Genomic DNA, 26468 nt, shown 5'->3' with positions numbered 1-26468 from the left:
GCGCGAGCCTCCGCCTGGCCGCGAACGACACCGGAGTTGCCGCATGCTTGCGCTCACCCCTCACGGAACTCGACGCCCTTGCCGCCGCGGGGGTGTTCCCACTCGGTATCGGCGACGACGGCGCAGGTGCCACACTCGACGCAGGGCTGAGTGTCGAGGCTGACGACGGTTGCTGCGGTGCCGTTGCGTTTGACCTCCTCGGAGCGATAGCAGCCGCCGCCGAAGTCTTCGGCGCTGACCGGACAGGCGTACACTGCCGCGCCGCTGGCTTCGAAGGACGTGTCTCGCACTTCGATGTGTGGGTTACCGATATCCGTGTTGTAGGTGAGATCGCCGATTCGTTCGTCGAGCGACGGCGGCTCGACCGAACTCTCCCAGTGCAGCGTTCGCCCGTGCTCTTCCCCGATGATCGACGGCAGAGTGACGTAGCCCGTTCGCGTGTCGGGCAGCATCGAGACGAGGAACGGCGAGTTGTACGCCCGTTGAAGCAGTCGATCTGCGATCGGGTTGCCGATCGCGAGCGAGCCGACCCGCGAGTCGAGCACTCGTTCGACGGCGTCTGTCACCCGGTCGCGCTCACCGACGGTTCGGGCGAGATCGTATCGCCGTGGCCGAAGCTTGTCCATCGTGCCCGAGTCCTCGAGCATCTGGGTGTACCGACGACCCGCAGCGGCCGGGTCGGCGTTCCCGCGCGTGACCGCGAAGGCGTCGGCTGCGAGCGCGCCCGCCGTGACGGCGTGGTTCATTCCCTTGATGATCGGTCCCTGGGCCTGCATCTGGCCCGCGGCGTCGCCGACCAGGACGAGTCGGTCCCGGTACGGCTCGCGGTGGGCGACCTTTTTCGAGTCCGGGACGAGCTTCGCCGAATACTCGCGCTCGTCGTACTCGTCGCCGAGCCACCGCGCGAGCAGCGGATGGGTGAGCAAGGCGTCGAGCAGTTCGTGCGGTTCGGCCTGCTCCTCGACGAGGCTGTCGAGGTGGAAGACGGTCCCGATCGAGAGCGAGTCCTCGTTCGTATAGAGGAAGCCACCGCCACGGACGTCCTCGAAGAGGTCGCCCGAGAACAGGTGCGCGACGCCTTCGTCCTCGTCGATATCGAACCGGTCGTCGATCACGTCGGGCTCCATCTCGACGACGGCTTTGACGCCCTGGAACCACTCGTTCGGGTCCTCCCAGTCCATCAGACCTGCCTCGCGGGCGAGTTCGGAGTTGACACCGTCGGCGGCGACGACGATGTCGGCCTCGATCGGATCGAGTTCGTCGCAGGTGACGCCGACGATACGACCGCGTTCACGCAGGAGGCCGTTCACCCGTACGTTCGTCAGGACGCCGCCGCCGGTCTCGCTGGTCTTCTCGTGAACTCGCTCTGCGAGCCAGGAGTCCATCGGCCGACGGAGGACGGCGTCACACCAGTCGGTGTCGTCCTCGTGGAGGTCGGTCAGATCGTAGCTCTTGACCTTGTTCCCGGCCATGTTGTGGATGTAGTAGTCGGTGACGGGCCGTTCGGAGGCCTCCTCACGGAAGCCGTCGAACAGGTCGTCGATCGTGTAGGGAGCAGAGTCCTCGGCGTAGATCAGGCCGCCGGAGACGTTCTTCGAGCCCGCATCCGTTCCTCGTTCGAGGACGAGCGTTTCGATACCGTGGTCTGCGAGTCGTACGGCTGCCGCAGCGCCGCCGGGACCGCAGCCGACGACGACGGCCTCGTAGTGCTCACGGTCTGTCTCGTTCGAATCAGTCATCGGTCTCACCTCCAGTTGTAGTGTCAGCACCGGCATCTGGCTCGCTGTCCTCCGACCCGTCGCCGCTCCCGTCCGCGACCGCTTCGGGTGCCAGCTCACCCGACTCGACTGCGTCGGTAAGTTCGGGGAGAACCTCGAAGAGGTCGCCCTCAACGAAGTAGTCGCTAAAGTCCCGAATGCGCGCGTCGGGGTCAGTATTGATCGAGACGATGGTATCCGATTCGTCCATCCCGACCTTGTGCTGGACGGCACCCGACACGCCGGCTGCGACGTAGAGGTCGGGCGCGACGACCTGTCCCGTCTCGCCGATCTGGCGCTCCTCCTTCGCGTACTGCTCGACGTGACCGTCGAACTGGTAGGAGGAGGTGACGATCCCCCGCGTAATGCCGAGTTCGGCGTCCTCGAAGGCGTCAACCAGATCGAGGCTGAGTTCTATCCCCTCAGTGGGGTCGTCCGCAATGCCGCGACCGAGACAGACGACCACGTCGTGGCCCGTCAGATCGACGCCGGCCTCGAGTTGGTCGTACTCCGTGATCTCGACGCGGAACCAGTCCTCGTCCAGTTCCATGTCGTGTTCGATCACGAGTCCGTCACGGTCGTGGTCGGGTTCGATTGGGTCGAAACTGCCGGGGATGATCGATGCGCCCTGCGGGTGGAACTCCCGACCGGGGTTGTCCAGACAGAGGATCGTCGAGTACTCGAAGCCCGAGAAATCGGGTCGCTTCATGTGCAGGACCTTCTCAAAGGTCTTCTTGACGCCAGGCTCGCCAGTCTTGACGGGATTTGAGACCTCGTTCTCCTCGATGAAGAGGTCAGAACAGTCCGAGGCGAGACCGGAGTCGAGTTCGGCCTGCACCTTCGCCGAGAGGTCCCGTCCGTTGTTCGTCGCCGGGAACAGGATGTAGCGCGGCTTGTCGTACTCGCGCCAGTTGGTGCTCTCGACGGTGCCCTCGCCGCGGGCCATGTGCGCTGAAATTTCGGTGTAGGGTTTGTGCAGGAACCGTTCCAACCTATGGTCATCGTGGTAGACCGCAACGTCAGCGCCGTAAGCGATACACTCCTCGGCGAGTCCTTCGCAGTCGTCGCCCATGAGGAAGGCGACGACGCGCTCCTCGTCACCGGAAGACGTTCCGTCTTCCGAGCCTACGCTCGCTTCGCTCGCGGAGACCCCGTAGTCCTCGGCGAACTGGTCCATCAGTTCGCGCGCCTTGCCGAGCATTTCTCGAGAGACCTCGAGTAGTTCGCCCTGCTGGGTCTCACAGAAGACCCACATGTCCTCGTAGTGGCCATCGGCGAGCGCGCGGACGTGTTTCTTGTCGCGGGTCTGGGGTCCGTCGGCTTCTCCCGCGGCGTCCTCGTCGTCAGCGGCCGGTTCGTCCTCGTCATCGACCTCGTCGACCGGCTCACCTTCCGCCTCGTCGCCGACCGTCTCTTTCGTCTCCTCGTACTCGCCTTCGGTTTCCGTCCCCTCCTCGACGCCGTCGCTGCTTTCATCACTGCCAGCGACGTCCGCACCGACAGCTTCGAGTCGCCGGTGGACCGCTTCCCGAGCCGTCTTCCGGTCTCGTCCCGCCTGTTCGGCCTCGAGAACCGCCTGTAGTTCGTCGGTCTCGTCGATTGTATCCAGTTCCTCGCGCAGTTCGTCGACCGAGTAGTCGTCCGGATCGAGTGCCACGATTAGTCACCTCCCTCCGCTGCGTTCGGTCCGTCTGCACCGTTCGTCGCCGCCGCGTAGGGCTGGAACTCCCCAAGGAGTTCGTTCATCCCCTCCGAATCGCCGGGATCGACCATCGTCGCCTCCCGCTCAGAGGGTGCCTTTGGGATCGGGTCGACCGAGGAGACGATCGTCGGCGAGCCGTCGAGGCCGATGTAGTCCGGATCCAGATTCAGATCCTCGTGATCCCACGTGGTCAGGTGCCGATCGTGGGCGGCCGCACGGTTCTGGGTCTCCTCGCGGAGTCGCTTGTGAGTGAGTCGGTGCGAGGCCTTCCGGTAGGTCGGCTCGAACTCGGGGTCCGTAACGACCATACACGGCAGCGGTGCTTCGACCGTCTCAATCTCGTCGACGTCGCCCTCGACCAGTCGCTTCGCGCGGAGCAGACGCTCGTCCGGGTCGATATCGAGCGCGATGACGTGCGTAACGATCGGCCAGTCGAGCGCCCACGCCGTCTGCGGCCCGGTCTGGCCCGTCTCGCCGTCCGCCGTCTTGAACCCCGCAAAGAGCAGGTCGACGTCGCCGATCTCCTCCTGATAGGTCTCGATGCCCGCACTGAGCGTGATCGCCGTCGCCCACGTGTCCGAGGCGGCGAGCTCCCGGTCCGAAAGGAGGTAGCTGTCGTCGGTGTACACCGCTTCCATCGCCTCCTCGAGTACCTGCGCATAGCCCGGCGGCCCCATACTCATCCCCGAGACGTGGCCGCCGTGGCGGACCCGCGTCTGCAGGGCCGCCTCGAGTGCGAACGCGTCGTTCGGGTTCATCACCGTCGGTGTCTTCCCGCGCTCCAGGTGGCCGTCCTCGTCGAACGAGACGGCACCGTCCGAGAAGTCCGGGACGCCCTTGGTCAGGACGACGGACCGCATACGCGCCTCCGTCTCTGTTGTATGATTGTCATTCGCATGCTCATCTCGCGTATCCACAGTGCTGCTATTAAGACTGGGGGTGAGAATCCGTCTGCGAGACAGTACGCCGACCGCGGGCAGGAAAATCTGGACCCAGTCGGTCGGGCCTTACTCGAGTTCGCGTTCGCCAGTGTCCATCGTGATCTCGCCGTCGGCGCGAATCGTGCCGTCGATTTCGGCACCGGGGCCGAGTTCGAGGTTGGCACAGGAGACGTCGCCGAGCACGCGTGCGTCGTCGGTGAGCACGACGTCGCCCTCGCGGGTGGTCAGGTCGCCGTGGATGCGTGTTTCCTCGCCGACGGTGACGTCGCCGCGGGCGCGGAGGCTACCGAACACGTTGCACTCGCTGCCGACATCGATCGTTTCGGCGCGGACGTTGCCGTGGAGTCGACAGTCGTCGCCAAGCGTTGCGGGCGTCGAGACGCGCCAGGCGTCGTCGCCGACGGTCGCGTTGCGCGGGATGACGAGCGGGTCGGTCTCGGGGTCGTCCTCGTCGTCGTCTTCGTCGACGAGTTCGGAGATGAGTCGCTGGGCGGTATCCTCTTCGCCGATCAAAAGCAGGTGTTTGAGGTAGACGAACATGAGGACGATCGTCGGCATCGGGTTCCGGATGACGATCCAGCCGTTGGCCTCGAATCCTTCCTCGATGTCGACGTCGTCACCGATGTCGAGGTCGCCTGCAACCTTCAGTTCGCCGGCGATGTGGACCCGTTCGCCGATGTAGGCGTCTTGACCGACGAGGACGTTCTCCGCGACGTCACACCACATGTCGAGTCGGCAGTCGCCCTCGGCTTCGATCTCGCCGTCGACGGTGACGTTTTCGCCGGCGAGCACGTTGCGTCCGCGCACGCCGAACTCGATCGTCGAGCGACTCCCGATAAGCACGTCTCCGTCGGTCTCGAGGGCGACTTCCTTGGCTTCGGTCCCGTCAGGGACGACGAGTTCGTCGAGCGGATCCCTATGTCCGGCCACACTCACATCCAATATGGGTGGCCGGTAATAAACCTCGCGCGTCGTCTGCCGTCCGTCTGACTCCTGTTTGTGTGCCATCACTCCGAGGCGGCCGGCAATACGAACCGGAGACCGTCGGTCCGGTTCCTTTTACACCCCCCACGGCATAGGGCAGATCATGACAACACTCGCGTTCGACGACGACGGCGTCGATGTCGTCTACGAAGGCACCGAATTTCGCCTCGAACGAGAACTCATCGAGGAAGCGACGGAGAAATCCTACTACGACGTAACGGACCACGAGGTCCTCAAAATCGTCGCCGACCAGCCGAACCTGCAGGGCGAACCACGACGCGTCGGCGATATTCTCGACTAACCGTCCTCGCCTCGCTGGTTTCGTTAGTTTCAGTCGTTTCGTTCGTTTCGTTCGTTTCGTTCGTCTCGGTCGTCTCGCCCGTACCGCTCCGCTGCCGACTCGAAACCCAACTCCTCGAGTTCCCGACTGCGTCGACCTTCGAGTTCGGCCAGCGCCTCGGGGTCCGGCGCGGCGTCGTCCGTGATCCGCGCCCAGGAGTTGTGGACCTTGGCGTGACACCACCGACAGAGGTAGATCGTAATCTCGTGGGAGAGCGTCTCGCCGTCGCGGGCATAGGACAGGTGGTGTTCCTCGAGTAGTGGTCGCTCATCGTCGTGGGCGAGTCGCTTTTCGCCGAGGCCACAGCGGACGCACTCGCGATCACGGTTCCGCGCGCGAAAGTGTGGGCAATCGGCCCAGGTGTCGTCCGTCTCGGGGTCGACGATCGGGCACTCGTAGTCTTCCTGTGCGCGCTCGCGGGCGAACTCGGGATCGTGCTCGTAGTGGTTGAAAGCGTACCGACACGTTCCCTCACCGGTAAGGTAGTCACAGACACCCACGAACTCGTAGGGGTCGTCGACGCCGACGGGCGTACCGTTGGGCGTTCGCTCCATCCTCGATGCGAGAATGCGTCGCAATCGGCTTGAACCCACCGGACGCTACGTGGGGACATGTCTGACGGTGGGTGCGAACACGTATCACATTAATTGACAGTAGCTTCGTCAGACATAAGAATTGTTAGAAGAAGGAGAGTACAATGAGTAGAGTACGGCGACTTGTCCCGTCGTTTATCAGGCGACGATACGCGCTCAAGTTTGGCATTGTGCTGCTCGTCATCGGACTGTCAGTCGGTGCCATCGGCATCGTCGAAACGTCGATGATCACCGATACCGTCGAGCAGACGGTACTCAACGAACAACAGGATCAGGCCGTCCAGGAGGCAACCGAGATCGAGAACTGGAACGACCGCAACGACCAGCTCTTGCTCTCGACCGCCCAGGCACCGATCTTCTCCGCCGTTCAAAACGAGGGACAGGGTGGTGATGGCGAAGACCTCGCAGCGATAGACGGCTACCTCGAGGACGTCTACAGTGAACTCCCCGAAAACACCAGAGTCAATGCACTCTACGTCGATACCAGCACCGACTCCGGTGACATTCTCGCGGGTACCGATGGTGCGGAGTCCCTCGAGGAACTCGCGTTCCCAGAGACGGACGAACTCGAGTCGGCCTCGGCCTACGCGGTTCAGCGGACTGACCCCTACCTGATCGAGGACGATGTCTCGCTCGTCTTTGACGAACGGCCCGTTCGCTCGTACTACGTCGGGATTCCCGGTACTGATCGAGCGGTCGTGCTGACGTTCGACCTGGCCGACCGCTCGTCGAACTCGCCGACCGTCTGGCAGTCTGAAACTGTCGTCACCATCGTCGACGACGAGGGGCGGATCATCGCGGACGACGCCTACCTCGGCTACGGCAGCGATCCGGACAACGTCTCGTTCGGCGAGACGTACGGCAACGCGGAACTCCTCGATACTGCCGAGGAGAACTCACTCGGTGCTCTCCGCTTCGATGAGGCACCGACCGACGCACTCCAGCAGGAGCCGTACGACTTCTCACCGGGTGGCTACGTCGTCGGCTACTACACGACCGGCGAGGACTGGACCGTTCTCGTCCACACCACCGAGGATCAGGCACTCGGCGTCGTCGACTCGATCGGCCAGTTCGGCGCGCTGATCACGCTCGCCAGCGTGCTCATCATCGCCGTCCTCGGGGCTATCATCGGGCGCAACACCGCCGCATCGGTCGATCGCCTGACTGAGAAGGCACGGCAGATGGAAGCCGGTGATCTCGACGTCGAACTCGAGTCCAACCGGATCGACAACATCGGTCAGCTCTACGACGGGTTCGACTCCATGCGCGTCGAACTCAAGAACACGATTCAGGAGGCCGAAGACGCTCGTGACGAGGCCGAGGCCGAGCGCGAGCGGGTCAACCGGATCAACACCCATCTCGAGCAGAAGGCAGACGAGTACAGCACGGTGATGCAGGCCGCAGCCGACGGCGACCTCACCACTCGCATGGACCCCGAAAGCGAGAACGAGGCGATGGCCGACATCGCCACCGAGTTCAACGAGATGCTCGGGGAACTCGAGACGACCGTCGACCAGCTCTCGCAGTTCGCGACCGACGTCGCCACGGCGTCCGAGCAGGTGACCGCCTCCAGCGAGGAAGTCCAGACCGCAAGCGCGGAGGTCAGCACCTCGGTGCAGGAGATTTCCGATGGGGCAGACCGCCAGCACCAGTCGCTGCAGTCGATCGACAGCGAACTCAACACGCTCTCGACGACGACCGAAGAAATCGCGGCCTCCTCGAGTCAGGTCGCGACGCTCGCCGAGCGGACGGCCACCACGAGCCGCGACGGCAGCGACACCGCACAGGAAGCCATCGACGCCTGTGAGGACCTCGAAGACGAACACCAGGCAGTCGTCGAGGAGTTCGAGGAACTCGAGACGCAGGTCGACCAGATTGCAGAACTCACGGAGACGATTACCGAAATCGCGGCACAGACGAACATGCTCGCGCTGAACGCCTCCATCGAGGCCTCACGTTCCGCCAGCGACGGCGACACGGGCGGCTTCAGTACCGTCGCCGAGGAGGTCAAGGAGCTCTCCCAGGACGTCAAGGAGGCCGCAGAGCAGATCGACGAGCGACTCGAGGCGGTCGAGTCCCAGACGGCGCGCTCCGCGACGGAGGTCGACCAGACGACCGACGAAATCGAGCGCGTGAACGACCTCGTGACGACCGTCGTGGACGACCTCGAGGAAATTGCCACGTACGCTCAGGAGACGAACGACGGCGTGCAGGAGATTTCGGCGGCGACCGAACAGCAGGCTGCCTCGACCCAGGAGGTCGTCGCGATGGTCGACGAAGTCGCCTCGATCTCCGAGGAGACGACCGCGGAGGCCGAGACGGTCGCCGCGGCTGCCGAGGAGCAGACGAGCGCGCTGACGGAAGTGACGGGGTCGGCCCAGCAGTTGAGCCAGCAGGCGACGACGCTTTCGGCGGCGCTCGACCGGTTCGAGACCGATGCGGCTGCAAACGCTGGAGAGGCGGCGTTGCTCGATGCGACGGTGGCTGGTGAGGGCGATAGTATCGCCACCGCTGAGTCCGCTGGCGTGACGGGCGGCAGCGACGATCCCGAAGGCGGCGACGGCAGCGGCGACCACGAGACTAACGCCGAAGACACCACTGCCAGCGACGACGAAGACACTGACGCCGAAGCCGACGTCTTCGAATTCACCGGCGACCAGGAGTAACGGTCTCCGTCACCTCACGGAGACGTCACGGAGACGCCAGCGGACACGGATACAACCGACCACAGTCAGCAGCCACCGTTTTGACAGTCTTTTTGCTCGTTGCACGCCGACGCCCAGTCGTGCGCCTCGTTCACGCCGCCGACGGCTCAGTTGCATCCCCAGACGACCGGACGACGCTGGCCACCCAGATCGACCTCGCAGACTCCCTGCTCGCCCAGACTCGCGGTCTCATGTTCCGCCGCTCGCTCCCCGAAAACTTCGCGCTCGCCTTCCGCTTCGACGACGCGAGCACCCGCGACGTCCACATGCTGTTCGTCTTCGTCCCGCTCGACGTCATCTGGGTCGCCGATGGCGTCGTCCAGCGCGTCGAGCAACTTCGCCCGTGGCGCGGCTTCGCCCGTGAGCACGCAGACACGATACTCGAGTTACCCGCCGGCGCTGCGGCTGGTGTCGAGCCAGGTGACGAGGTAGCGCTGCTCGAAGAGTAACGTCGTGCAAACTGGGTGAGGTGACGGCGCAGAAAGTACCGTCGCCGACGTGCTTAAGAACGTGTGCCACAGTAGACCGAGGTACAATGGCACGAGATTCGCAGTCGGTCTCACCGCCGGAGGATAGAGGAAGTCGGAGCGATCCGGCTGGACGCGAAATTATACGGGACACGTAGTCTCGCCTCGGTTCTTCGCGGTAGTACTGAGACTGAGACTGAGATTGCTACTGAAACTGACGCTGACACTACCACTGCTTCTGTTTCATCTGCATCGACAGTAACTGATACTGCGTCCGACGCTGCTACCACTGGCGACGACGCCACCGCTGCCACTACCGGGAGCGACGGCACTGACGCAGACGCGAACAGCGACGGATCCACAGAGGCGAACGCATCCACGGACACAACCACAACCGCAGCGACGGCCACGGGCACAGACACAGCCACAACCACACCAACAGCCACAACCACAGACACCACCGCTCCAATGCACTCACAGACACCAACCCCCGACCAGACGATCGACCCAGACCGCACCGTTCAACTCCTCGATACCACCCTCCGCGACGGCGAACAGGCCCCCGGCGTCTCGCTCTCACCCGACGAAAAGGTCGAACTCGCCCGTTCCCTCGAGCGCGCCGGCGTCAGCGTCATCGAAGCCGGCAGCGCCTGCACCGGCGCCGGCGAACGCCGCGCCATCTCCCGCGTCACCGACCTCGATCTCGACGCCCTCGTCACCAGCTTCTGTCGCGGCATCCGCGCCGACGTCGACCAGGCACTCGAGTGCGGCGTCGACGGCGTTCACATCGTCGTGCCCTCGAGTGATCGCCACGTCGAGGGGAAGGTCGGCACCTCACGCGAAGATAACCTCGCGACGACGGCCGAACTGGTCGAGTACGCGACCGAGCACGACCTCTGGGTCGAGGTGATCGGCGAGGACGGCTCCCGCGCGGATCTCGACTACCTCGCAGAACTGGCCGAAACCTCGTTTGATGCGGGTGCGGATCGGTTCTGTTTCGCCGATACGGTCGGCCACACCGGCCCGGAACACACGACGGCGGCCGTCTCCCGGCTCGCCGAACTCGGACCAGTCAGCGCGCACACGCACGACGATCTCGGCCTCGGCGTGGCGAACGCGCTCGCCGCCGTCTCGGCCGGCGCGGACCTCGTCCACTGCACAGTCAACGGCCTCGGCGAACGCGCTGGCAACGTCGCACTCGAGGAGGTCGCCATCGCGCTTTCGCACGTGTACGACGTCGAAACGGTCGACCTCGAGTCGCTGTACGACCTCGCACAGCGCGTCTCGCGGGCGACCGGGGTCGAACTTCCGCCGAATAAGGCCGTCATCGGCGAGAACGCGTTCACCCACGAGAGCGGCATCCACACGGACGGCACCCTCAAAGACGACAAGATGTACGAGCCCTACGCGCCCGAAACCGTCGGCCGCGAGCGCCGACTCGCCCTCGGCAAGCACACCGGCCGGGCCGGCGTCGCGGCCACACTCGAGGAGCACGACGTCGAGGCCGGCGACGACGAGGTGGCCGAAATCGCAACGCGGGTCACCGAACTCGGCGACCGCGGCCGGCGCGTCACGGACGCCGACCTGCTCGCCATCGCCGAGGACGTGACCGGCGACGACCGCGAGCGCGTCGTCGACCTGCTCGATCTGACGGCGACGAGCGGCGGTGCGGTCCCCACGGCAAGTATCCGCCTCGATGTGGACGGCGAGGAACGGGTCGCGAGCGGTACTGGCTCCGGTCCCGTCGACGCGGCCGTCTCTGCGATCCGGGAGGCGCTTGGCTCCTCAGCCGACGCCGAACTCGAGTCCTACCACGTCGACGCGGTGACGGGCGGGACGGATGCGGTCGTCACTGTCGAGGTGACGATGGTGCGAAACGATCGCTCGGTGACGGTTGCCCGAAGCGAGGCGGACATCACGCGCGCGAGCGTCGAGGCGATGGTCGATGCGCTCGACCGGTTGCTTGCGGTCGATCAGCGGCCGCTCGCGCCGGCGGACGACTGAGCGAGAATTACGTTGTCAGCGGCCGGATCAGTGAAACGGCTGTCGACTCAGCACGTTCCACGGATCGAACAGGTAGACGACGGCCAGAAAGAGCGCGAGCGCGACGACGAACAGTCGAGCGAGTTCGCTCGCCGATGCCGAAAAGCCGGGTTCGACGAGGATCGTCGTCGCCATCAGACCGGCGACACCGAGCCAGAGGAGGCCGACGAAGAGGCGGCCGCGAGTGTTCATACGAATCCGTACGAGTGAATCATTATCAACGCAACGAGTCTGAACGACTGAGGGGGACGGAGCCGCTCGGCGTCACGACTCAGAGGTCGAGGCCGTCGACGGTTCGTTCCTCGGTAACGTCCATCCGGTTGTCGACCTGTCCGACATCGTCGTAGGCGACCGGTCCGGGAACTTGCTCGGCGTCTGGTCCCGGCTCGTTCCCGAGGTAGATCACGTTCGGATTGGTCCCGAACTCCTCTAACAGCTTGAACGAGGAGTCGTTGTCGCCGTACTCGCCACGAAGTAGTCGGATCGCTTCCTCCTCGGTCATGCCATTATCGTCCTCGTCGGCCCCCTCCTCTTCACCCTCGACGATTGCGATTGCCTCCTGAAGCTCTTCGTCGTCGGGATCGTGTTCCTGTGCCCTCGCGAGCGGTACGTTCTGGATGTACTGTTGGGGATCGCTCTCGGGATCGTTCATGTCCCCGAACTGGATCGCGCCCGGCGGACAGGCGTCCTCGCAAGCGGTTGTCCCCACCATCTCCTCGCCCATCTGGCCGTCCTGTCGGGCCGGGTCGAAGATACACTTCTCCATGACGCCGCGTGGCCCGCGCCCGCTCACCCAACGACCGCGCTCGTCGAACATCATGTCCTCCTCGAGTTCCTCCGATGGCGCTTCGGTGTCAGGGTTCTCCCACTGGAAGTAGTTCACGCCGTAGGGGCAGGCGACCTGACAGTACCGACAGCCGATACAGACGTCGTAATCCGTGAGAACGAGGCCACCGTTCTCGCGAGTATGGCGCGCCGTCGTCGGGCACACCTTCTCGCAGGGGGCGTCGGTACAGTGCTGGCAGGGCCGAATCAGATAGTTGAAATCACGCGTGTCGTCGAACTCCTCTTCGTCCGGTGATTCGACGGTCCCGTCCTCGTAGGCAAGGACGTACATCCAGTTCGCCCCGTCGTTCCAGTTGTGCTCGTCATTACAGGCGACGACACAGGAGAGACAACCGTCGCAGGTCTCGAGATCGAGGACCATCCCCCACTGGATCCCGTCCCCGTCTGCACCGTTTTCGTCGCCGTTGTCGTCCTGCGCCGCACCAACGGCTGGCTCGTGCTCGTCACCGTTGGTCGCACCCCAGGCCGTGAGCCCGAACGCGCCCGCACCGACACCCATCTTCTTGATTACGTCGCGACGGGATTCGTCGTCCGTGCCGAACCGTGACAGCGCATCGTCGAGGGTGCCGTTCTCTCGGGCGTCTTCGATTCGTTCGGCCATCGGCCGATCGTCCTCGCCGAACTCCTCGACCACGTCCTCGTGATACCGGTCGTAAAACTCCTCTTCGGAGAGTTCGCCCTTCGTGAGCCGCATCGCGTCTCGAGCCATCTCCATCCCGAGATCTGCGTCGTACTCGGTGTCCTCGAGCATCTCACGGAAGTCGGTCTGGACATCCTCTCCGAGCGGGTGGAAGAGTTCGCCGGTGTCCGTTAGTTCGTCCGGGGACTCAGCCTCCTCGTCAGCCCGCGTTCCATCGGCAGCGGATCCGTCGTCCAGTGGTTCCTCGTCTCGCCCGCCATCGTCAGTCATCGCGGCCGCTCACCCCCTGTCGTCGGTCGAATACAACTGTTCCCATTGGTACTCACTGACACAACCATCGACCAGACGAACGCGAATAAGGCGTTACCCTGCAGGTGACGGCGACGCCAGCGGTTGCAAGAAAGTGATTACCTATTGCAAGCGACTGTCTCGAAGGTGGCGGAAAGACGGAGTACTCGAGTACCCTGTATTCGCTACTGCTGGTGAGAACCGGGTTGCAGTAACAGATTCGCCGTGCTGTGAGGCGTTGCTCGTGGGTGTTGGTTGCTGTAGAAGCGCCGAGAGGGAGATTTGAACAACGTCCAGACGTGCTCACTTCGTTGCGCGCGTCTGGCCTCGTTCAAATTCCCGTGAGCGTTTTCGCTCACGGATTCTGAGCACACGCTACGCGGTGCTCAGAGGTGTTAGTTCGCGGAAAACGCCGAGAGGGAGATTTGAACCACAGTCGGACGCTCTCGCTCACTTCGTTCGCGAGCGTGCGACCTCCCTGATTCAAATCTCTGTGTCGTTTTGCAGCAACTCGTTGATTCGCGTCGCTATGCGCCGCTCATCGATTTGTTGCTCCAAAAACGCCGAGAGGGAGATTTGAACTCCCGAGTCCGTGAGGACAGCAGATTTCGAATCTGCCGCCTTGGCCGGGCTAGGCTATCTCGGCTCACCTGTTTGTACTCGGGTATCGTTTTTACCGGTTTCGATCTGTTTCCCAGGTTGGGAGCGGTTCACGGACACTCTATCGAACGTCAGCGATCGAACTACCACGAGCATACACGAACACAGACGGACACAGCCCCCGCCCACGCACGACGGAACTCACCGCGAGCGAAACTCATTTGACACGAGCGGCCGACGGCGTTTCCATGGACGTCACCCAGGCCAGTAGCGAGTGTTCGGCCGTCCTCCAGACCATCGACAACGCCGTCATCTGCGACCGCGCGTTCCCCGAAGACATCCTCGTCGGCGTCGTCGGCCGCGGCCACGTCCTCGTCGAGGACGTCCCCGGCACCGGCAAGACGCTCACCGCCCGCAGCGTCGCCACCGCGCTCGGCCTCTCGTTCTCACGCATCCAGTTCACCCCCGACCTGCTCCCCGCCGACGTCACCGGCACCCACATCTTCAACGAGCGCGAGCGCACCTTCGAGTTCAACAAAGGTCCCATCTTCGCGAACGTCGTCCTCGCCGACGAAATCAACCGTGCGCCGCCGAAAACCCAGGCCGCCCTCCTCGAAGCCATGGAGGAAGGCCAGGTCACCGTCGACGGCGAAACCCGCCAGCTCCCCGACCCCTTCGTCGTCATCGCCACCCAGAACCCCGTCGAACAAGAAGGAACCTTCCCGCTCCCCGAAGCACAGGTCGACCGGTTCCTCGTCAAAACGTCGATGGGCTACCCCGACGAAGCCGGCGAGGTCGAACTCCTCCGCCGCCGCGCCGACCGGGAGACGACCAGCCCGTCCGTCGAGGCCGTCCTCGAACACGATCAGGTCGGGCAACTCCGGGAGGTACCAGAAACGGTTCGGGTCGACGAAGATCTCCTCGAGTACGTTGCCGCGCTCACCCGCGAAACCCGCGCGGATGGCCGCGTCGAGACGGGCGTGTCGCCGCGCGGGACCCAGCGGCTGTTCGAGGCGGCACGGGCGTATGCGACGATTGTCGGTCGATCGTACGTGACGCCGGACGACATCAAGCGCGTTGCCCAGCCGGTACTGGCCCACAGGTTGGTGTTGACACCGGATGCGACAGTCAACGGCGTCGCGAAGTCGCAGGTTGTCAGTGGGGTGCTGGAGTCGGTGCCGGTGCCGACTGTCGAGGAGTAGCCAATAGATGATCGGCGCTGCGTTCCAGCGATTCGCACTCGTACTCGCGCTCGTCGGCGGCTTCGGCGAACTGGCACTCGAGTTCGGCGGCGCGTTCTTGCTGCTAGCTCTCCCTGTCGGTCTCATTGGGTTCGCGCTCGAACTGTATCAGTTCCACCGCCTCGAGTAGTGAAAGAGAGACCGAGTAGCGAGTAGCGCGAGGCCGTACTCGAGTACCGTACGCCGTCGAACGTATGCTTACCCAGTGTTTTTCATCCCCGCCGCGATCCCCTTCACCGTCAGCCGGAGCGTTCGTTCTTCGATGTCGGTCCGGTGGGTTCTGTCGAGAAGGTACGTCTGAAGCAGGTTCAGTGGGTCGACGTAGGGGTTTCGTCGCTCCAGGTTCTCACCGAGCCAGTCGCGGGTGTGAAGCTGGTCGCGCTGGCCGATGTCGGTGATCAGGTCGGCTGCGCGCTCGTACTCGCCGGTCAGCCGTGGGAAGAACTGCTCGCGCAGATCCTCGTCCGCGAGGTTCGCGTACTGCTCGGCGATTTCGAGTTCGGTCCGCGAGAGCGAGAGCGCGGCGTTGTCGAGCGTGGTTCGGAAGAACGGCCACTCCTCGTACATGGTCTGGAGCGTCTCCACGTCGCCGCCGTCGTCTTGTGGCCCATCGCCATCCAGGTACGCGTCGATTCCCGTCGCAATGGCGTACCAGCCCGGCAGGATGCACCGGGACTGGGTCCAGGAGAACACCCACGGAATCGCCCGCAGGTCCTCGACGGTCCGCTCGCCGGAACGCGAGGCGGGCCGCGAGCCGAGGTCCAGGTCCTCGATGACGGTAATCGGCGTCGCCTGTTCGAAGTACCGGACGAAGCCGTCGCTCTCCAGGAGGTCGCGGTACTCGCGGCGGGCCGCGTCGGCCATTGTCTCCATGGCCTCGATCCACTCCTCGCGAATCTCGTCTTCGGGCTGGTCTTTCGCGTAGAGGCGCGCCCGAAGCTGGGCGTTGAGCATCTGCTCGATGTTGCGCTCGGCGATGCGCGGGTTGGCGTACTTCTCGGCGATCGCCTCGCCCTGCTCGGTGAACTTGACCTGGCCCGTCACGGTGCTGTTTGGCAGCGCGAGCAGCGCTTCGTTCATCGGGCCGCCACCCCGCGAGATGGAGCCACCACGGCCGTGGAACAGCCGCATCGTCACGTCGTGGTCGTCACAGATCTCGCCGAGCCGACGCTGATTCTTGTACAGCGACCAGTTCGCCGCCAGGAAGCCGTTCTCCTTGTTCGAGTCGGAGTAGCCGAGCATGATCTCCTGGGTGCGCCCGCGCGCTTCGAGCGCCTGGACGTAGGCCTCGTTCTCGAACAGCGAGCCCATAATCCGGCGCGCCCCCGAAAGCGCGTACTCGGTCTCGAGCAGCGGGACGACGTCGATACCACAGTGTTCCGGCAGCGAGACGACACCGGCCTGGTCGGCCAGGAACAGCACCTCGAGGACGTGGCTCGGCTCCTCGGTCATCGAGATGCAGTAGGTGTCGATCGCCTCGACGCCGTACTCGCGTTGCCAGTCGGCGAGGCTGTCGAACAGCCGCAGAACGCGCGCGGAGTCGTCCGAGAGATCGTCGCTCACCGCATCGGCCAGGTCGATCACCGGTTCGTCCTGCAAGATTGCGTCGGTCAACAGCTCCGCCCGTTCGTCTTCGGACAGGGCGTGGTAGTCGATCCCCTCGGACTCGAGTGCCTCCGCGATCGCGTCGGTGTGTTTCTGCTGGTGGTCTCGCAGGTCGAGACTCGCGAGCGAGAAGTCGAACGTGGCGACCTGCCGTCGAATCGGATCGACGTGGGCCTCGACGACGCTCGCCGCGCCGTTGTCCCGCAGGCTCGTAGCGATGGCCGTGAGGTCGGCTCGCAGTTCCTCGGCGTCGTCGTAGCCGCCCGGTCGAACGTCACCCACGCGGTCAAGCCGCTCGCGCATCAGCTTGAGTTTCTGGCGGTAGGGTTCGTCCGGGTAGCGTTCCGCCGCGGTCCTGGCGGTCCCCGGCAGCCGCTCGCGATCCGACTCGAGTGCCGCCTGGAACTCGGAGCCGGGGTCGATCCGGCTGCCGTCCTGACTCAACACACCAGAGAGCCGTTTGAGCTGTTCCCGGTAGCGGTCGAGGACGACCGACCGCTGGCGTTCGAGCGTCCGCGCGGTCACGTCCGGCGTCACGTAGGGGTTGCCGTCGCGGTCGCTGCCGGCCCACGAGCGGAACTCGAACAGCTTCGGAATATCGAGGTCGCTCGCCACCTCCTCGTCGATCGCGTCGGCGAACTCGTCGTAAATCTCACCGACTACGTCGAACAGCGTGTTCTGCAGGTACCACTGAACGTTTCGGGCCTCGTCCTCCGGTTCGGGCTGGCGGTTGCGAACCTGGGGCGTCTGCCAGAGGCTCGTCACCTCCGAGTCGATGTCCGCCCAGACCTGCCCCGACTCCTTGTCGGTCAACAGCCGCTCGTCGAGCGTCTCGAGTGCCATCGAAATCGCGCGTAGCTTCGACTTGACCGTCTTGCGTCGCGCCTCGGTCGGATGCGCCGTAAACGTGGGCTCGATCAGCACGTCATCGAGTACCTGCTGTACCGTCTCGATATCCTCCTCACCGAGTTCTGCCGCCGCCGTTTCGAGGCTGTCCTCGAGTGTCCCCTCCTGGGACTCAGTGCGGATCGAGCGCACCCGCTCTCGCTCTTCGGCCAGGTTGATCAGTTCGAAGTACGAGGTGAACCCCCGCGCGACGATGCGTTGCTGGTGTGGCGACAGTCCCTCGAGTTCGGCGATGAGTGAGTCACGGGACTCGAGTTCGCCAGCCCGGTAGTCGATTGCCGCTCGCCGACACGATTCGACCGTCTCGAAGGCCTGTCGTGAGGTCTGGTCCTCGAGAACGTCGCCGAGTAGTGCACCGAGTTCTCGGACGTCCTGTCGGACATCCCTGTTGTGGAGTTGCATAACAAAGACGTGTAGTCGGATAGTAAAAAAGCCTTGCAGGCCGTTAGACGGCCGTCATCCATCGTTTTCCGTGATAGTTACCGATGGTTTGAGTGAACGGTTGACACACGATATCTCGTTTATTTGTAGCGACAGGTTCAACAGGGACAACAGCCCCCACACCATGGAGATTTACTACAATTTGGAAAACAATATTTGAAGACTATCCAGACACAGGATATAAATCGAGTTCACCACCATTCAATTTCGAATTGGCGTGTATCGAATTTGGGGCGCTCGAGTGCGTCCCGCATCAGACGGGACAGAGCCGGGCTCGGTACCCGATTCTGTAAAACAACGACTGCAGTGGCTCGGCAACGTATCGAAAGTGAAGAAGTGCTCCGACAGGGATTCGAACCCTGGTCATTGCCGTGAGAGGGCACGCCTCGCTCACAAACGGAAATCGCAAGCAAGTACGGCCGATCTCGGTTTTTCCCGTCTATATTGACTCTGACTCGGTGGCTACCAGTTATTTTCGGGCCTTTCTACATAAATCCCCGGAGCGATGCCTTATGGGCAATCCACATTCGATGAACGATTTCGGTATTTAAAAGACGCGGACAAACCCCGAACATCTAATTTGCCAACCAATACAGCCACGCCATTATCTCCATACTCTACTGGCTAAAAATCGAAATCTCTAAATATATGTAAAGTCATTATCATTCCTCCCACTGAGGTCGCGGAGAACCTGGTAATTCGTCTGTTCGTTCTACCAACTCATCTTCGGTTAGCCATGGGTAACACCGGTCCTGCAACTCGAACAGTCTGAAATCGTTCAACTGGACCCAGCTGTAGGAGGGAACCGCTAACTCATGATCGGCAAGCCACTCTGTGAGATCATCGACAGTCACGTCAATCCCAGCCGTAGTGGCTCGATCGACAAGTTTCGATAACTCGGACTGCTTCGTCTCCTCGTCAGCACCAGTTGCGGCCTCGATTTGAGCCGCTGCAGCGAATACGTCTTCCCTGTCTCGAAGATTTGATTCTGTGTCCCACCGGTAGCCTCGCGGCAGGACATGCGTCTTCCTGAAATATTCTGTCTCCGAAAGTTTGCCCAGTTCGTTAATCTCGCCGCCTGCATCCTGCTCGATAATGGTCGTGATGTAGTCGGCGAGCGCCGCTGTCAGATGAAACTTGACGCGAAACTCGGGGAGTCGTGAGACATCGATATCGTCCAGATCGCCGATCAGGAAGGCATAGGTCCCGTAGCGGCGATTGAGTCGATCACTTACCGACCGCACCCGGCGGATATAGGGCGACCGATAACTTCCCAAGACGAGATATGCCGTCTGATCCCGTTCGTAGATGGCTGGGAGTTCGTCCTGTGCCCACGAGAGAATATCCATCGCTTCTGTCGGTGTGACATCAACGTTGCGCAGAGCGCGACGGACAGCACCCATAATTTGTCCGGCGTTCGGCGGTACAGATGGAGTTGTCATATTTCGTTCGACAACTGGTACAGTGATACGTCTTCTGATTAACTTAGTTATTTGGGATATGTACTCACTTAGTTGTCCCAAATCGTTAAATGCAGAGCTATGCTACAGTCCACTATGAGCCATACGGCGGACGATGTCTTCGATGACCCTTTCGCCGAGCAACGCGAAATGCGGGAGTTACTCTCCCAGGAGACTCGTCACCTGATCGTCCAGTGTTTGCTGGGCCATCCTCACCACCTCGCGTCGCTTGCCGAACTCACCTACATGATCCAGAAAAATGAGGGGGCGATTCTCGATCAACTCGAGACGCTTCAAGAGGCCGGCCTCTTGGACGTCTACGTCCACGAGCCGAACATCTCCACACGTGATCTGCCGTCTCGGTTTTGGGGCCCAACCGAACGTGGCGTCGACGTACTGTACGAACACAACTTCCTTCGTGGTGTCCCGGTCGCCCGGGCAGTCTACGAAGAGACGAACAAATCAGAGAAAGTTCGCCGACACGAAACAGCTCCGCGGCCATCGCTTCCTGATGCCGTCCAAGAGGCGCTCCAATTCGAAGAACCAGCGCCCGAAGAGGGAAGGTAGTCCTCACTCGTCGTAGAGTTCGCCGTACTGCTCCAACCTTACCAATCGATTCGAACGAAGACAACCTAATTCTTGGTAAGATAGGCGCTTCGTGAGGTGTGACGCCATAGGCTATGCACTTTCTCGTCAAGTCGTCGCGCACGTCTTTTAGCACCCGATACGGGCAACAATACAGACAGGACTCTTGCGATCGTATTCAATACGGTTCCCTGGGAACTGGATATTGACGCTGTTCCGGCTACAGTAGACCAGTTGACTGCGATAGCAGACGGACCAGATGTCCACGTGTTCGTCGGTCGCGATAGGGAGTTCAAGCAAGTTGCCGAGTGACTCAAAACCCAGCTTTTTCGAGTTCGTCGAGGAATGCTGGCCGATTCGAATGCTGCTCTTTAAGAAACTCGACGAACTCTTCGAACTGGGCGTCAGAAACCAACTCCTGTATCGTCTCTAAGTGGTCTGCAATTTCCCGGTAGTGTCGACGTCCAGTATCACCAGCCGCAAACGGGATCAGTTGTTCCCGATATAGCTCGAAATACTCGTTCGGATCGACTGTGGCAACGGGATTCTGGTACCGACGAATCCACGACAGGTTTTCAGTCTCCTTCAGTTCGAAAAACGCCTTCTCTAGATCCATCTCGTGGACGTACATAGAGATCAGCCGCTGTCGATCATTCTCGTGAAGTTCTTGCTCGAACTCCCCGTATATCGACGCCCATTCGCGATCGGTACAGGCTTCCTTCAGTTCGTCGTAGGCGTCCCACTCAGAATGATCGAGAAACAGTTGCTTCAGAAACGTCTTGTAGCTGTCTGGGTCTCGATCTTGGTACAGGTCGGCCGCGAGCCAACGTGGATCTGTAGTCGACCGGAAGGTATTGATTCCGTGTTCCACGGCTTCTAGTGCACGTTCTTCGTCATCTTGGTCGATCAGCCGTTCGGCGTACGCCTTGCAGAATCGTTTGTCTTCGAGGTGAATTTCCTCGTACAGGGTGTCGAGAACCCCTTCCTCACCGAACTCTTCCAGTACGTACACGTACGTCGAGAGGATACGCCACTTCTGAAACTTTGAGACGAGATCTGACTCGGAGGCGTCGGAGATCGATGATTCGACCTTTGCCATGTGTCGTTCAACAGTCGTGAGAACGTCCACGTGCAACTCGTCGAAGGCATCACCGACGAAGTACTCGAGTTCCAGTGGACCGACTGCAAGATGATCGACGTCGATCGTACCACCAGTAAAGTCATCCATCGAGAGCGGTCCAGTCGTGAAATCCGAGGTATAGAGAATCTCGTCAGTTCGCTCATATTCGTCAGTTGTGTCGGCTTCCTCGTCAGTCTGTGCGTTCGAAACCGCTGTCTCGTCCTCCGATGAGACATCTGTTCGGGACTCACCTTGTGCCGTATCCGCTGTCGAGTCGACCGACGCTTCGAGGGCAACTGGATCGAGGTCGCCACCCGAAACGTGTGCATCAAACAGCTCAAGCCAGTACTCGAGATCCGCCCTTGTTGTACAGATCGTGCGTAATGCCTCGTCGTAATCCTCTCTGGCAAAGCCGTAGTCTGCCTGGATAAATTCCTCGAAGAGATATTCGATATGCGGTCGCTTTTGTGCGTGTTCATACTCTTGGTCGACGATCGTGTCAGCGTACCCCTCGACGGCACGGTTCAATTCTCGACCGTAGTGCCCGCTGCTGTCGTCGATTCGATTCATATTTTCGCGGATTGTCTCCGCGAACGCACGGTAGATATCGGTCGCCGTATCAACGTTCCCACGGTCTCGTTTCATCGCCGCCAGGTCGTGATACTGGGAGAAGTCGATGTGGATATCGTATTCGATCATACCGTGACGACCGGCTGCATCCTCGAACAGGCGATCGATATCCTGCTTGTAATCGTAGAGGGTCTTGCCGGTCTCTTTACCAGCAAATGCGACGAAGCGATCACGAATATCGCGGTCGTGCTCGATGATATCGAGGAGAAACGTCCGAAGTTCGTCTTCGGGTGTCTGATCAATCAGGGCTTCAATATCGACCGTCTCGGAGCTGACTGATGGTTCGGTTGACTCATGAGTTGACTCGGATGATCGCTCTTCGACGGCCAGTAGTACAGCGACGATATGCTTACAGTCTCCAGCGTAGTCGTAGGGGCAACTACAGACGGTCCGAATCGTGTTGTCGTCGATATCGATCGAGACCTCGTAATCGTGGGATCCACGAACGCTTGCAGTGATTTCTCCAGCGTCGATCTCCAGCGCTTGAATCCGACCCTGCTCATAGTACTTGACGCCTCGTTCGAAGGACTGTTCGGTACAGAGCGAACGAATTTCTGATCGAGTCGGGTACTCCATTACTGGCCTATCTTCTTCTATGAAAGAGCGTAGCATAGAAACCCTCGCACGGTCTATTTATCCGACTCTTGTCAAAAAAGGCGTGCAAGATAGAACGCGCGAATGTCGCACGCCATCTGACTCAATCTATGAAAGGGAGTGACCGGTAAGTGCAGATGCGTATTGACTGGCAGTAGGGTTATTATTCGAGAGTGCAAATAAGGGGGTCTGGAACCTTCATTTGTCCGTGACACATTTTATTCATCATTTTGTATATTGTAGGGCTTGTCAGTATTGGCGGATTGATTGCTCTTATACGGGAACAATCTCCGTCGGAATATTTCCTTAGTCAATGGACTGGCCCTTCTTGGGTGTTTATATGTATTTTTGGAGTGGTTATCTGGGTTTGGATGTATCCAACATACCAGAGAATCCACGATAGACAAACAAACTAACCCACGCTACTTCACTACAGACATTCCCTGTACTGGTAACTATGTATGCGTATTGAGCAGCAGTAAGTGAGTCAAAGTTCCTGTTGCATTCAGACATTTAACGATTCTAACAATCGTTCACTCACTCCAATATGCGTCTGGCGGCAACAACAACGGCGACCCCAGCAACAACGACGCCGATAATCGATGGTATTAGCTGTCCTGATCCCCATTCCCATCCAAAAAACTGTGTTCCAATGATTGCGACACCGGCGATGAGGACTGCGAACGCGGTAACCAAAGATGACTGGTTGCTATACTTCGCCATGTCTACATGATTGTTGGAAGAGTCACATGATAAATGTTCGCTCATATTATTTTTCTAATTTAACTAAGTATGGTATAGCCCATGTTCGTCCTATTGCTCCGTGTTTCACCTATACTGAATATGATTTCACATCTAATACTGGATAAAGAAATAGTGCTACCGACTACTGCTACCGATCTACATCAAGTAGGGAACTCAAGAACCCATAATAACAAAACATAGAGCAGATCTAACGCGGATAGAAAGGGTACTTATATTGCAATGCTCTAAGTAGTTGCCACTAACCCGGGGAGTGATTTTCAATGGGTATAGAAACAATAAAGGAAACCACAAAGGCCTACTTCAAAGAAGATATCGATGAAGGAAGAAACATCTATCTCAACCAATACTACGCCTCAAAAGAATTAACCAAGACAAATATACAAGACCTATTCCAGAAGCTGGGAACCAATGAAAATGAGCTGTCATTCCGAGAAACAGAAGGAGACGAACACATAGTACGAGTCAATAGCTCGCCAATACTACTCTGGAGCCTCTCAGAAGAACGCTGGCTGATCGCCTACTCAAGTAGCACAAACAAGTCTTTAAGAAACAAACTATCCGACATACACAACCGCGTCGGATGGATGCTAGATGTCAGCTTTGAGGGCGACAAAATCAATGATCTCTACCAATCCTACACACCGAAGGACGAAAGCGTCTCAATAGAACGTAGATGGGATCCCTACTGGATCTATCAACACGACTCCGACATCCCCGACCATCTCCACGACTACTACTTCGACAACATCAACGAATTCGTAGAGCAAGAAATCGAATTCAACCTCAAGACACCACGATGGCTGGTAGACAACGCATTGAAAGAAGGAGTCCAAAAAGACCTACTCGAGAAATCAGAGATCTCCCGCTCCCGATTCGAATACCAAATCCCTCCGGAAAGCGACTTCCGACAAGATGGCGGCGTACAAGCTAGCTCCCCCTCATCTCGCGTAACCATACGGCAAGAAGGCCAAGTAGTTCATAGGACTGGATCACCCAGCGCTACATTCCACTTATTTGAGGAACTGGAGAGCCAGCGCGGAGCCTATGATGAGCTAGAAGAAGTGATCCCAAAACGCGAATACGAAGAAAATGAGCACGGGATCATCCAGCTCAAGGAATACAGGCCTCCACGAGTTCTCAAATTAGTTTTCACAGAAAAAGAGTACACCCCAGAGGCCAGCATCAAGCTATCTAATTTGCTGACAGTAGGCCAGTCAGATGTCGATCTATACGGAGTAGTCAAAGGCAGAGATGATCTAGAATTCTTAGCCGAAACAAATACTCCCTTCGACGAAGGCCGATTTGAAATATTCTTCACCTCAGTAGAAGAACCGGACAGCGAACCCCGGCCAGCTCTCTATATCAAGCCCGTTACTGCATCAACAGCCAGTCTCACATACCTCTACAACAAGATAAAAGAGAAATATGATCCCCGGGTCAGGGAGGATATCATCGACATAGAGGACATGGATATCATGACCCCTTCTGAATCTGGCAGTGACGGAATCATGGAGGAGGGACAGTAATGGCGGTATCACCCTATCAGCAGCTCTCATGGAATGATCCCCACACTGTGTACCTCAGCCAAATCTATGCACTCTACTCACGGCAGATCAGCTGGGGCACACAGCTCTGCGACTACGGTTACTCAGGCTATCCAGATCCCAAACTAGAAAACGGATCTGAAACCTACGAACCGGACTTACTAGCCTTCAACTCTACAGGCGACGTCCAACATATCACAGTAGAGGATTTCTCAAACCTTCATACCCAATTCGAGAACGATTCACAGAAGAAAATAGAAATCGAAGACCGGCTCTCTGACGCACTCAAATACGCCAATATCACCGATCAGATGGTTACGAACTATGTGGAACTTCATGGTCATGACTTCACACCCTCACATCACGAGATCGTCATCACATTATCGCAAGACCTCTACCAGAAATTCGAAGCCACAATCTCAGACATGATCTCAGAGAACGATCTGATCCTTTGGCTGATAAACTCTAACGGCACTTCCAGAATCTGGAAAGAATTGGGAACACACTCGAACATGGATTTAGAGGACACGATCTGTAACAAGCTCGAAGTATATCCTAACAGCAGCGATCTCCTCCACTTCACAAGAAACACTGACGAAGCCCTGTTAAAATTCGAGTTCTGCAACCGTCTTATCAAACACTGCTCACGAGAACGAGTAGCAAAAGTAGACTTCGCCGATATTGACCGTATCATGACCCAGATCAATCCGCCAATGCTCGGGCATCTTCCCCGCAAAGAGCGAATAAAACATTGGCAGAAATACATGAGCAGTATGCTCCGGCGATTCAATCTCATGGAGAAAAGCAAGGACCAAAACCAATACAAATGGAAAAAGGAATCCCTAATCAAAGAACCAAGGTACTGCAACAGAATCCTTAGAGATATCCAAGACAACCTGGAGATTTCCGGATAACCTATGATTGCGAAAATCCAGATCAAACGGGACAATTTGATCAAGATCTTAGACAGTCTGCACGAGGTATCTCAAGCAGCAGACGACCAACCAATCGATATTCATCTACTCGCCAATGAGGACAACTCGATCAAGATCTACGCCCGGCATATATCCTCGATACAGGTGCTCCATGAATTACGGGATGACAACTCCGATATTGATATCGAGGTCGCTGAAAATGCACGATTCTCGTTCGGATCTCAAACACTGAGATCGCTGATAAAAGGTGCTGATGTCGACCGAGTCGAACTACGTTTTGATCGGGATCAGTTCGAAATAGAAATCATGGAAAGCTGGTTTGCAACCCCCACTACGTTCACACTGTTCCTAATCTCGGAATCTGAGTTCCAAGAAGCAAGATCGCTACACTCCTCAAAAGAAATCGGGTCCTTAGAGAGGCCGCCGCTCCGGAAGAACCTGAACATGATGGGGAAAATATCGAATGTTGTAGAGTTACAGCATGATGACGGCGAACTCTGGATTTCAGTCTCTGACATGGTGGATGGGAAAGGAGAAGTAATGGAGAATATCTACAGCGATGATCTCCAGGACTTTGAATATCGTTACGCCATTGACCCGGTCCATTCTTTCCTGAAAGAGATGAATTCGCATGAGATCGATTTATCTATTGGAAATGAGGGGGTGCTGAAACTCGAATCAAAGAGAAGCGGAATAACCTCACACATGATAATCGCCCCCCGAGTCAAAGAGTAGA

General features: G+C 59.4%; 21 protein-coding genes and 1 tRNA gene. 10 read left to right on the top strand and 12 right to left on the bottom strand.

What is annotated here, in order from left to right; all coding sequences use genetic code 11:
* Positions 1–53 precede the first annotated feature (53 nt).
* From C483_RS02325 to C483_RS02310, 4 genes are all read right to left on the bottom strand, one after another.
* Positions 54–1739, bottom strand: a complete 1686-nt coding sequence (locus C483_RS02325) for an FAD-dependent monooxygenase (RefSeq protein WP_006651733.1) — start codon at positions 1737–1739, stop codon at positions 54–56.
* Positions 1732–3414, bottom strand: a complete 1683-nt coding sequence (locus C483_RS02320; RefSeq protein WP_006651732.1) for an electron transfer flavoprotein subunit alpha/FixB family protein — start codon at positions 3412–3414, stop codon at positions 1732–1734. Before C483_RS02320 ends, C483_RS02325 begins: the two co-directional genes overlap by 8 nt.
* Positions 3415–3416: 2 nt before the next feature.
* Positions 3417–4319 (bottom strand): electron transfer flavoprotein subunit beta/FixA family protein, encoded by a 903-nt coding sequence (locus C483_RS02315; RefSeq protein ID WP_006651731.1) that lies wholly within the window; start codon positions 4317–4319, stop codon positions 3417–3419.
* Between the two features lie 147 nt (positions 4320–4466).
* The gene (locus tag C483_RS02310; RefSeq protein ID WP_006651730.1) at positions 4467–5330 is read right to left on the bottom strand and encodes a polymer-forming cytoskeletal protein; all 864 of its coding nucleotides are present in this window, start codon (positions 5328–5330) and stop codon (positions 4467–4469) included.
* A gap of 157 nt (positions 5331–5487) precedes the next feature.
* Between C483_RS02310 and C483_RS02305 the strand changes: the two genes are divergently transcribed.
* Positions 5488–5685 carry a DUF5800 family protein gene (locus C483_RS02305; protein ID WP_006651729.1) on the top strand — a complete coding sequence of 66 codons (198 nt, stop codon included), beginning with the start codon at positions 5488–5490 and terminating at the stop codon, positions 5683–5685.
* Between the two features lie 29 nt (positions 5686–5714).
* Here C483_RS02305 and C483_RS02300 read toward each other — a convergent pair whose 3' ends face one another.
* Positions 5715–6278 (bottom strand): DUF7097 family protein, encoded by a 564-nt coding sequence (locus C483_RS02300; protein ID WP_006651728.1) that lies wholly within the window; start codon positions 6276–6278, stop codon positions 5715–5717.
* Between the two features lie 143 nt (positions 6279–6421).
* Here C483_RS02300 and C483_RS02295 point away from each other — a divergent pair, with 143 nt between their 5' ends.
* The 3 genes from C483_RS02295 to C483_RS02285 all read left to right on the top strand — a co-directional run bounded on the left by C483_RS02295 (position 6422) and on the right by C483_RS02285 (position 11493).
* Positions 6422–8983, top strand: coding sequence for a methyl-accepting chemotaxis protein (locus tag C483_RS02295; protein WP_049912379.1), 2562 nt, complete (start codon positions 6422–6424; stop codon positions 8981–8983).
* 119 nt (positions 8984–9102) lie between these two features.
* Positions 9103–9471, top strand: a complete 369-nt coding sequence (locus tag C483_RS02290; protein WP_006651726.1) for a DUF192 domain-containing protein — start codon at positions 9103–9105, stop codon at positions 9469–9471.
* A gap of 486 nt (positions 9472–9957) precedes the next feature.
* On the top strand, positions 9958–11493 hold the full coding sequence (locus C483_RS02285; protein ID WP_006651725.1) for a (R)-citramalate synthase: 1536 nt from the start codon (positions 9958–9960) through the stop codon (positions 11491–11493).
* Positions 11494–11520: 27 nt separating this feature from the next.
* Here the strand turns inward: C483_RS02285 and C483_RS02280 are convergent, their stop codons facing one another.
* The 3 genes from C483_RS02280 to C483_RS02270 form a co-directional block, all read right to left on the bottom strand.
* Complete coding sequence (locus C483_RS02280; RefSeq protein ID WP_006651724.1) at positions 11521–11724, bottom strand: hypothetical protein; 204 nt, start codon at positions 11722–11724, stop codon at positions 11521–11523.
* Between the two features lie 79 nt (positions 11725–11803).
* On the bottom strand, positions 11804–13288 hold the full coding sequence (locus C483_RS02275; protein WP_006651723.1) for a 4Fe-4S ferredoxin N-terminal domain-containing protein: 1485 nt from the start codon (positions 13286–13288) through the stop codon (positions 11804–11806).
* Between the two features lie 579 nt (positions 13289–13867).
* Positions 13868–13952: transfer RNA gene (locus C483_RS02270), tRNA-Ser, on the bottom strand.
* 202 nt (positions 13953–14154) lie between these two features.
* On the opposite strand from C483_RS02270, the gene C483_RS02265 reads away from it, so the two are divergent.
* Together C483_RS02265 and C483_RS20190 are read left to right on the top strand one after the other, a co-directional pair.
* Positions 14155–15108, top strand: a complete 954-nt coding sequence (locus C483_RS02265) for an AAA family ATPase (RefSeq protein WP_006651722.1) — start codon at positions 14155–14157, stop codon at positions 15106–15108.
* Between the two features lie 7 nt (positions 15109–15115).
* The gene (locus C483_RS20190) at positions 15116–15277 is read left to right on the top strand and encodes a hypothetical protein (protein ID WP_160166247.1); all 162 of its coding nucleotides are present in this window, start codon (positions 15116–15118) and stop codon (positions 15275–15277) included.
* A 68-nt stretch (positions 15278–15345) separates the two neighbouring features.
* Here C483_RS20190 and ppc read toward each other — a convergent pair whose 3' ends face one another.
* The gene (gene ppc / locus C483_RS02260) at positions 15346–18060 is read right to left on the bottom strand and encodes a phosphoenolpyruvate carboxylase (RefSeq protein WP_006651721.1); all 2715 of its coding nucleotides are present in this window, start codon (positions 18058–18060) and stop codon (positions 15346–15348) included.
* 701 nt (positions 18061–18761) lie between these two features.
* On the bottom strand, positions 18762–19541 hold the full coding sequence (locus C483_RS02255) for a hypothetical protein (protein WP_241431459.1): 780 nt from the start codon (positions 19539–19541) through the stop codon (positions 18762–18764).
* Positions 19542–19655: 114 nt separating this feature from the next.
* Here C483_RS02255 and C483_RS02250 point away from each other — a divergent pair, with 114 nt between their 5' ends.
* Positions 19656–20126 carry a hypothetical protein gene (locus tag C483_RS02250; RefSeq protein WP_006651719.1) on the top strand — a complete coding sequence of 157 codons (471 nt, stop codon included), beginning with the start codon at positions 19656–19658 and terminating at the stop codon, positions 20124–20126.
* A 331-nt stretch (positions 20127–20457) separates the two neighbouring features.
* Here C483_RS02250 and C483_RS02245 read toward each other — a convergent pair whose 3' ends face one another.
* Both C483_RS02245 and C483_RS02240 read right to left on the bottom strand, forming a co-directional pair.
* Positions 20458–22470 (bottom strand): SWIM zinc finger family protein, encoded by a 2013-nt coding sequence (locus C483_RS02245; protein ID WP_006651718.1) that lies wholly within the window; start codon positions 22468–22470, stop codon positions 20458–20460.
* A 555-nt stretch (positions 22471–23025) separates the two neighbouring features.
* Positions 23026–23211 carry a hypothetical protein gene (locus tag C483_RS02240; RefSeq protein ID WP_049912378.1) on the bottom strand — a complete coding sequence of 62 codons (186 nt, stop codon included), beginning with the start codon at positions 23209–23211 and terminating at the stop codon, positions 23026–23028.
* Positions 23212–23513: 302 nt separating this feature from the next.
* Between C483_RS02240 and C483_RS02235 the strand changes: the two genes are divergently transcribed.
* Genes C483_RS02235 through C483_RS02225 form a run of 3 tightly spaced genes read left to right on the top strand, consistent with a single transcriptional unit; the run spans position 23514 to position 26467 of the window.
* Positions 23514–24779, top strand: coding sequence for a hypothetical protein (locus C483_RS02235; protein WP_006651717.1), 1266 nt, complete (start codon positions 23514–23516; stop codon positions 24777–24779).
* Positions 24779–25711: a hypothetical protein gene (locus C483_RS02230; protein ID WP_006651716.1), complete on the top strand. Its 933-nt coding sequence runs from the start codon at positions 24779–24781 to the stop codon at positions 25709–25711. Before C483_RS02235 ends, C483_RS02230 begins: the two co-directional genes overlap by 1 nt.
* A gap of 3 nt (positions 25712–25714) precedes the next feature.
* Complete coding sequence (locus C483_RS02225; RefSeq protein ID WP_006651715.1) at positions 25715–26467, top strand: hypothetical protein; 753 nt, start codon at positions 25715–25717, stop codon at positions 26465–26467.
* Position 26468 lies beyond the last annotated feature (1 nt).

Origin of the sequence: Natrialba hulunbeirensis JCM 10989 (assembly GCF_000337575.1) — an archaeon.
Lineage (GTDB): Archaea > Halobacteriota > Halobacteria > Halobacteriales > Natrialbaceae > Natrialba > Natrialba hulunbeirensis.
This window is presented reverse-complemented; position numbering and strand designations above follow the sequence as displayed.

Coding starts and splice junctions, on each gene's coding strand:
- C483_RS02325 (WP_006651733.1), bottom strand. CDS start 1,739: ATGACTGATTCGAACGAGACAGACCGTGAGCACTACGAGGCCGTCGTC.
- C483_RS02315 (WP_006651731.1), bottom strand. CDS start 4,319: ATGCGGTCCGTCGTCCTGACCAAGGGCGTCCCGGACTTCTCGGACGGT.
- C483_RS02305 (WP_006651729.1), top strand. CDS start 5,488: ATGACAACACTCGCGTTCGACGACGACGGCGTCGATGTCGTCTACGAA.
- C483_RS02300 (WP_006651728.1), bottom strand. CDS start 6,278: ATGGAGCGAACGCCCAACGGTACGCCCGTCGGCGTCGACGACCCCTAC.
- C483_RS02295 (WP_049912379.1), top strand. CDS start 6,422: ATGAGTAGAGTACGGCGACTTGTCCCGTCGTTTATCAGGCGACGATAC.
- C483_RS02285 (WP_006651725.1), top strand. CDS start 9,958: ATGCACTCACAGACACCAACCCCCGACCAGACGATCGACCCAGACCGC.
- C483_RS02280 (WP_006651724.1), bottom strand. CDS start 11,724: ATGAACACTCGCGGCCGCCTCTTCGTCGGCCTCCTCTGGCTCGGTGTC.
- C483_RS02275 (WP_006651723.1), bottom strand. CDS start 13,288: ATGACTGACGATGGCGGGCGAGACGAGGAACCACTGGACGACGGATCC.
- C483_RS02265 (WP_006651722.1), top strand. CDS start 14,155: ATGGACGTCACCCAGGCCAGTAGCGAGTGTTCGGCCGTCCTCCAGACC.
- C483_RS20190 (WP_160166247.1), top strand. CDS start 15,116: ATGATCGGCGCTGCGTTCCAGCGATTCGCACTCGTACTCGCGCTCGTC.
- ppc (WP_006651721.1), bottom strand. CDS start 18,060: ATGCAACTCCACAACAGGGATGTCCGACAGGACGTCCGAGAACTCGGT.
- C483_RS02255 (WP_241431459.1), bottom strand. CDS start 19,541: ATGACAACTCCATCTGTACCGCCGAACGCCGGACAAATTATGGGTGCT.
- C483_RS02250 (WP_006651719.1), top strand. CDS start 19,656: ATGAGCCATACGGCGGACGATGTCTTCGATGACCCTTTCGCCGAGCAA.
- C483_RS02245 (WP_006651718.1), bottom strand. CDS start 22,470: ATGGAGTACCCGACTCGATCAGAAATTCGTTCGCTCTGTACCGAACAG.
- C483_RS02240 (WP_049912378.1), bottom strand. CDS start 23,211: ATGGCGAAGTATAGCAACCAGTCATCTTTGGTTACCGCGTTCGCAGTC.
- C483_RS02235 (WP_006651717.1), top strand. CDS start 23,514: ATGGGTATAGAAACAATAAAGGAAACCACAAAGGCCTACTTCAAAGAA.
- C483_RS02230 (WP_006651716.1), top strand. CDS start 24,779: ATGGCGGTATCACCCTATCAGCAGCTCTCATGGAATGATCCCCACACT.
- C483_RS02225 (WP_006651715.1), top strand. CDS start 25,715: ATGATTGCGAAAATCCAGATCAAACGGGACAATTTGATCAAGATCTTA.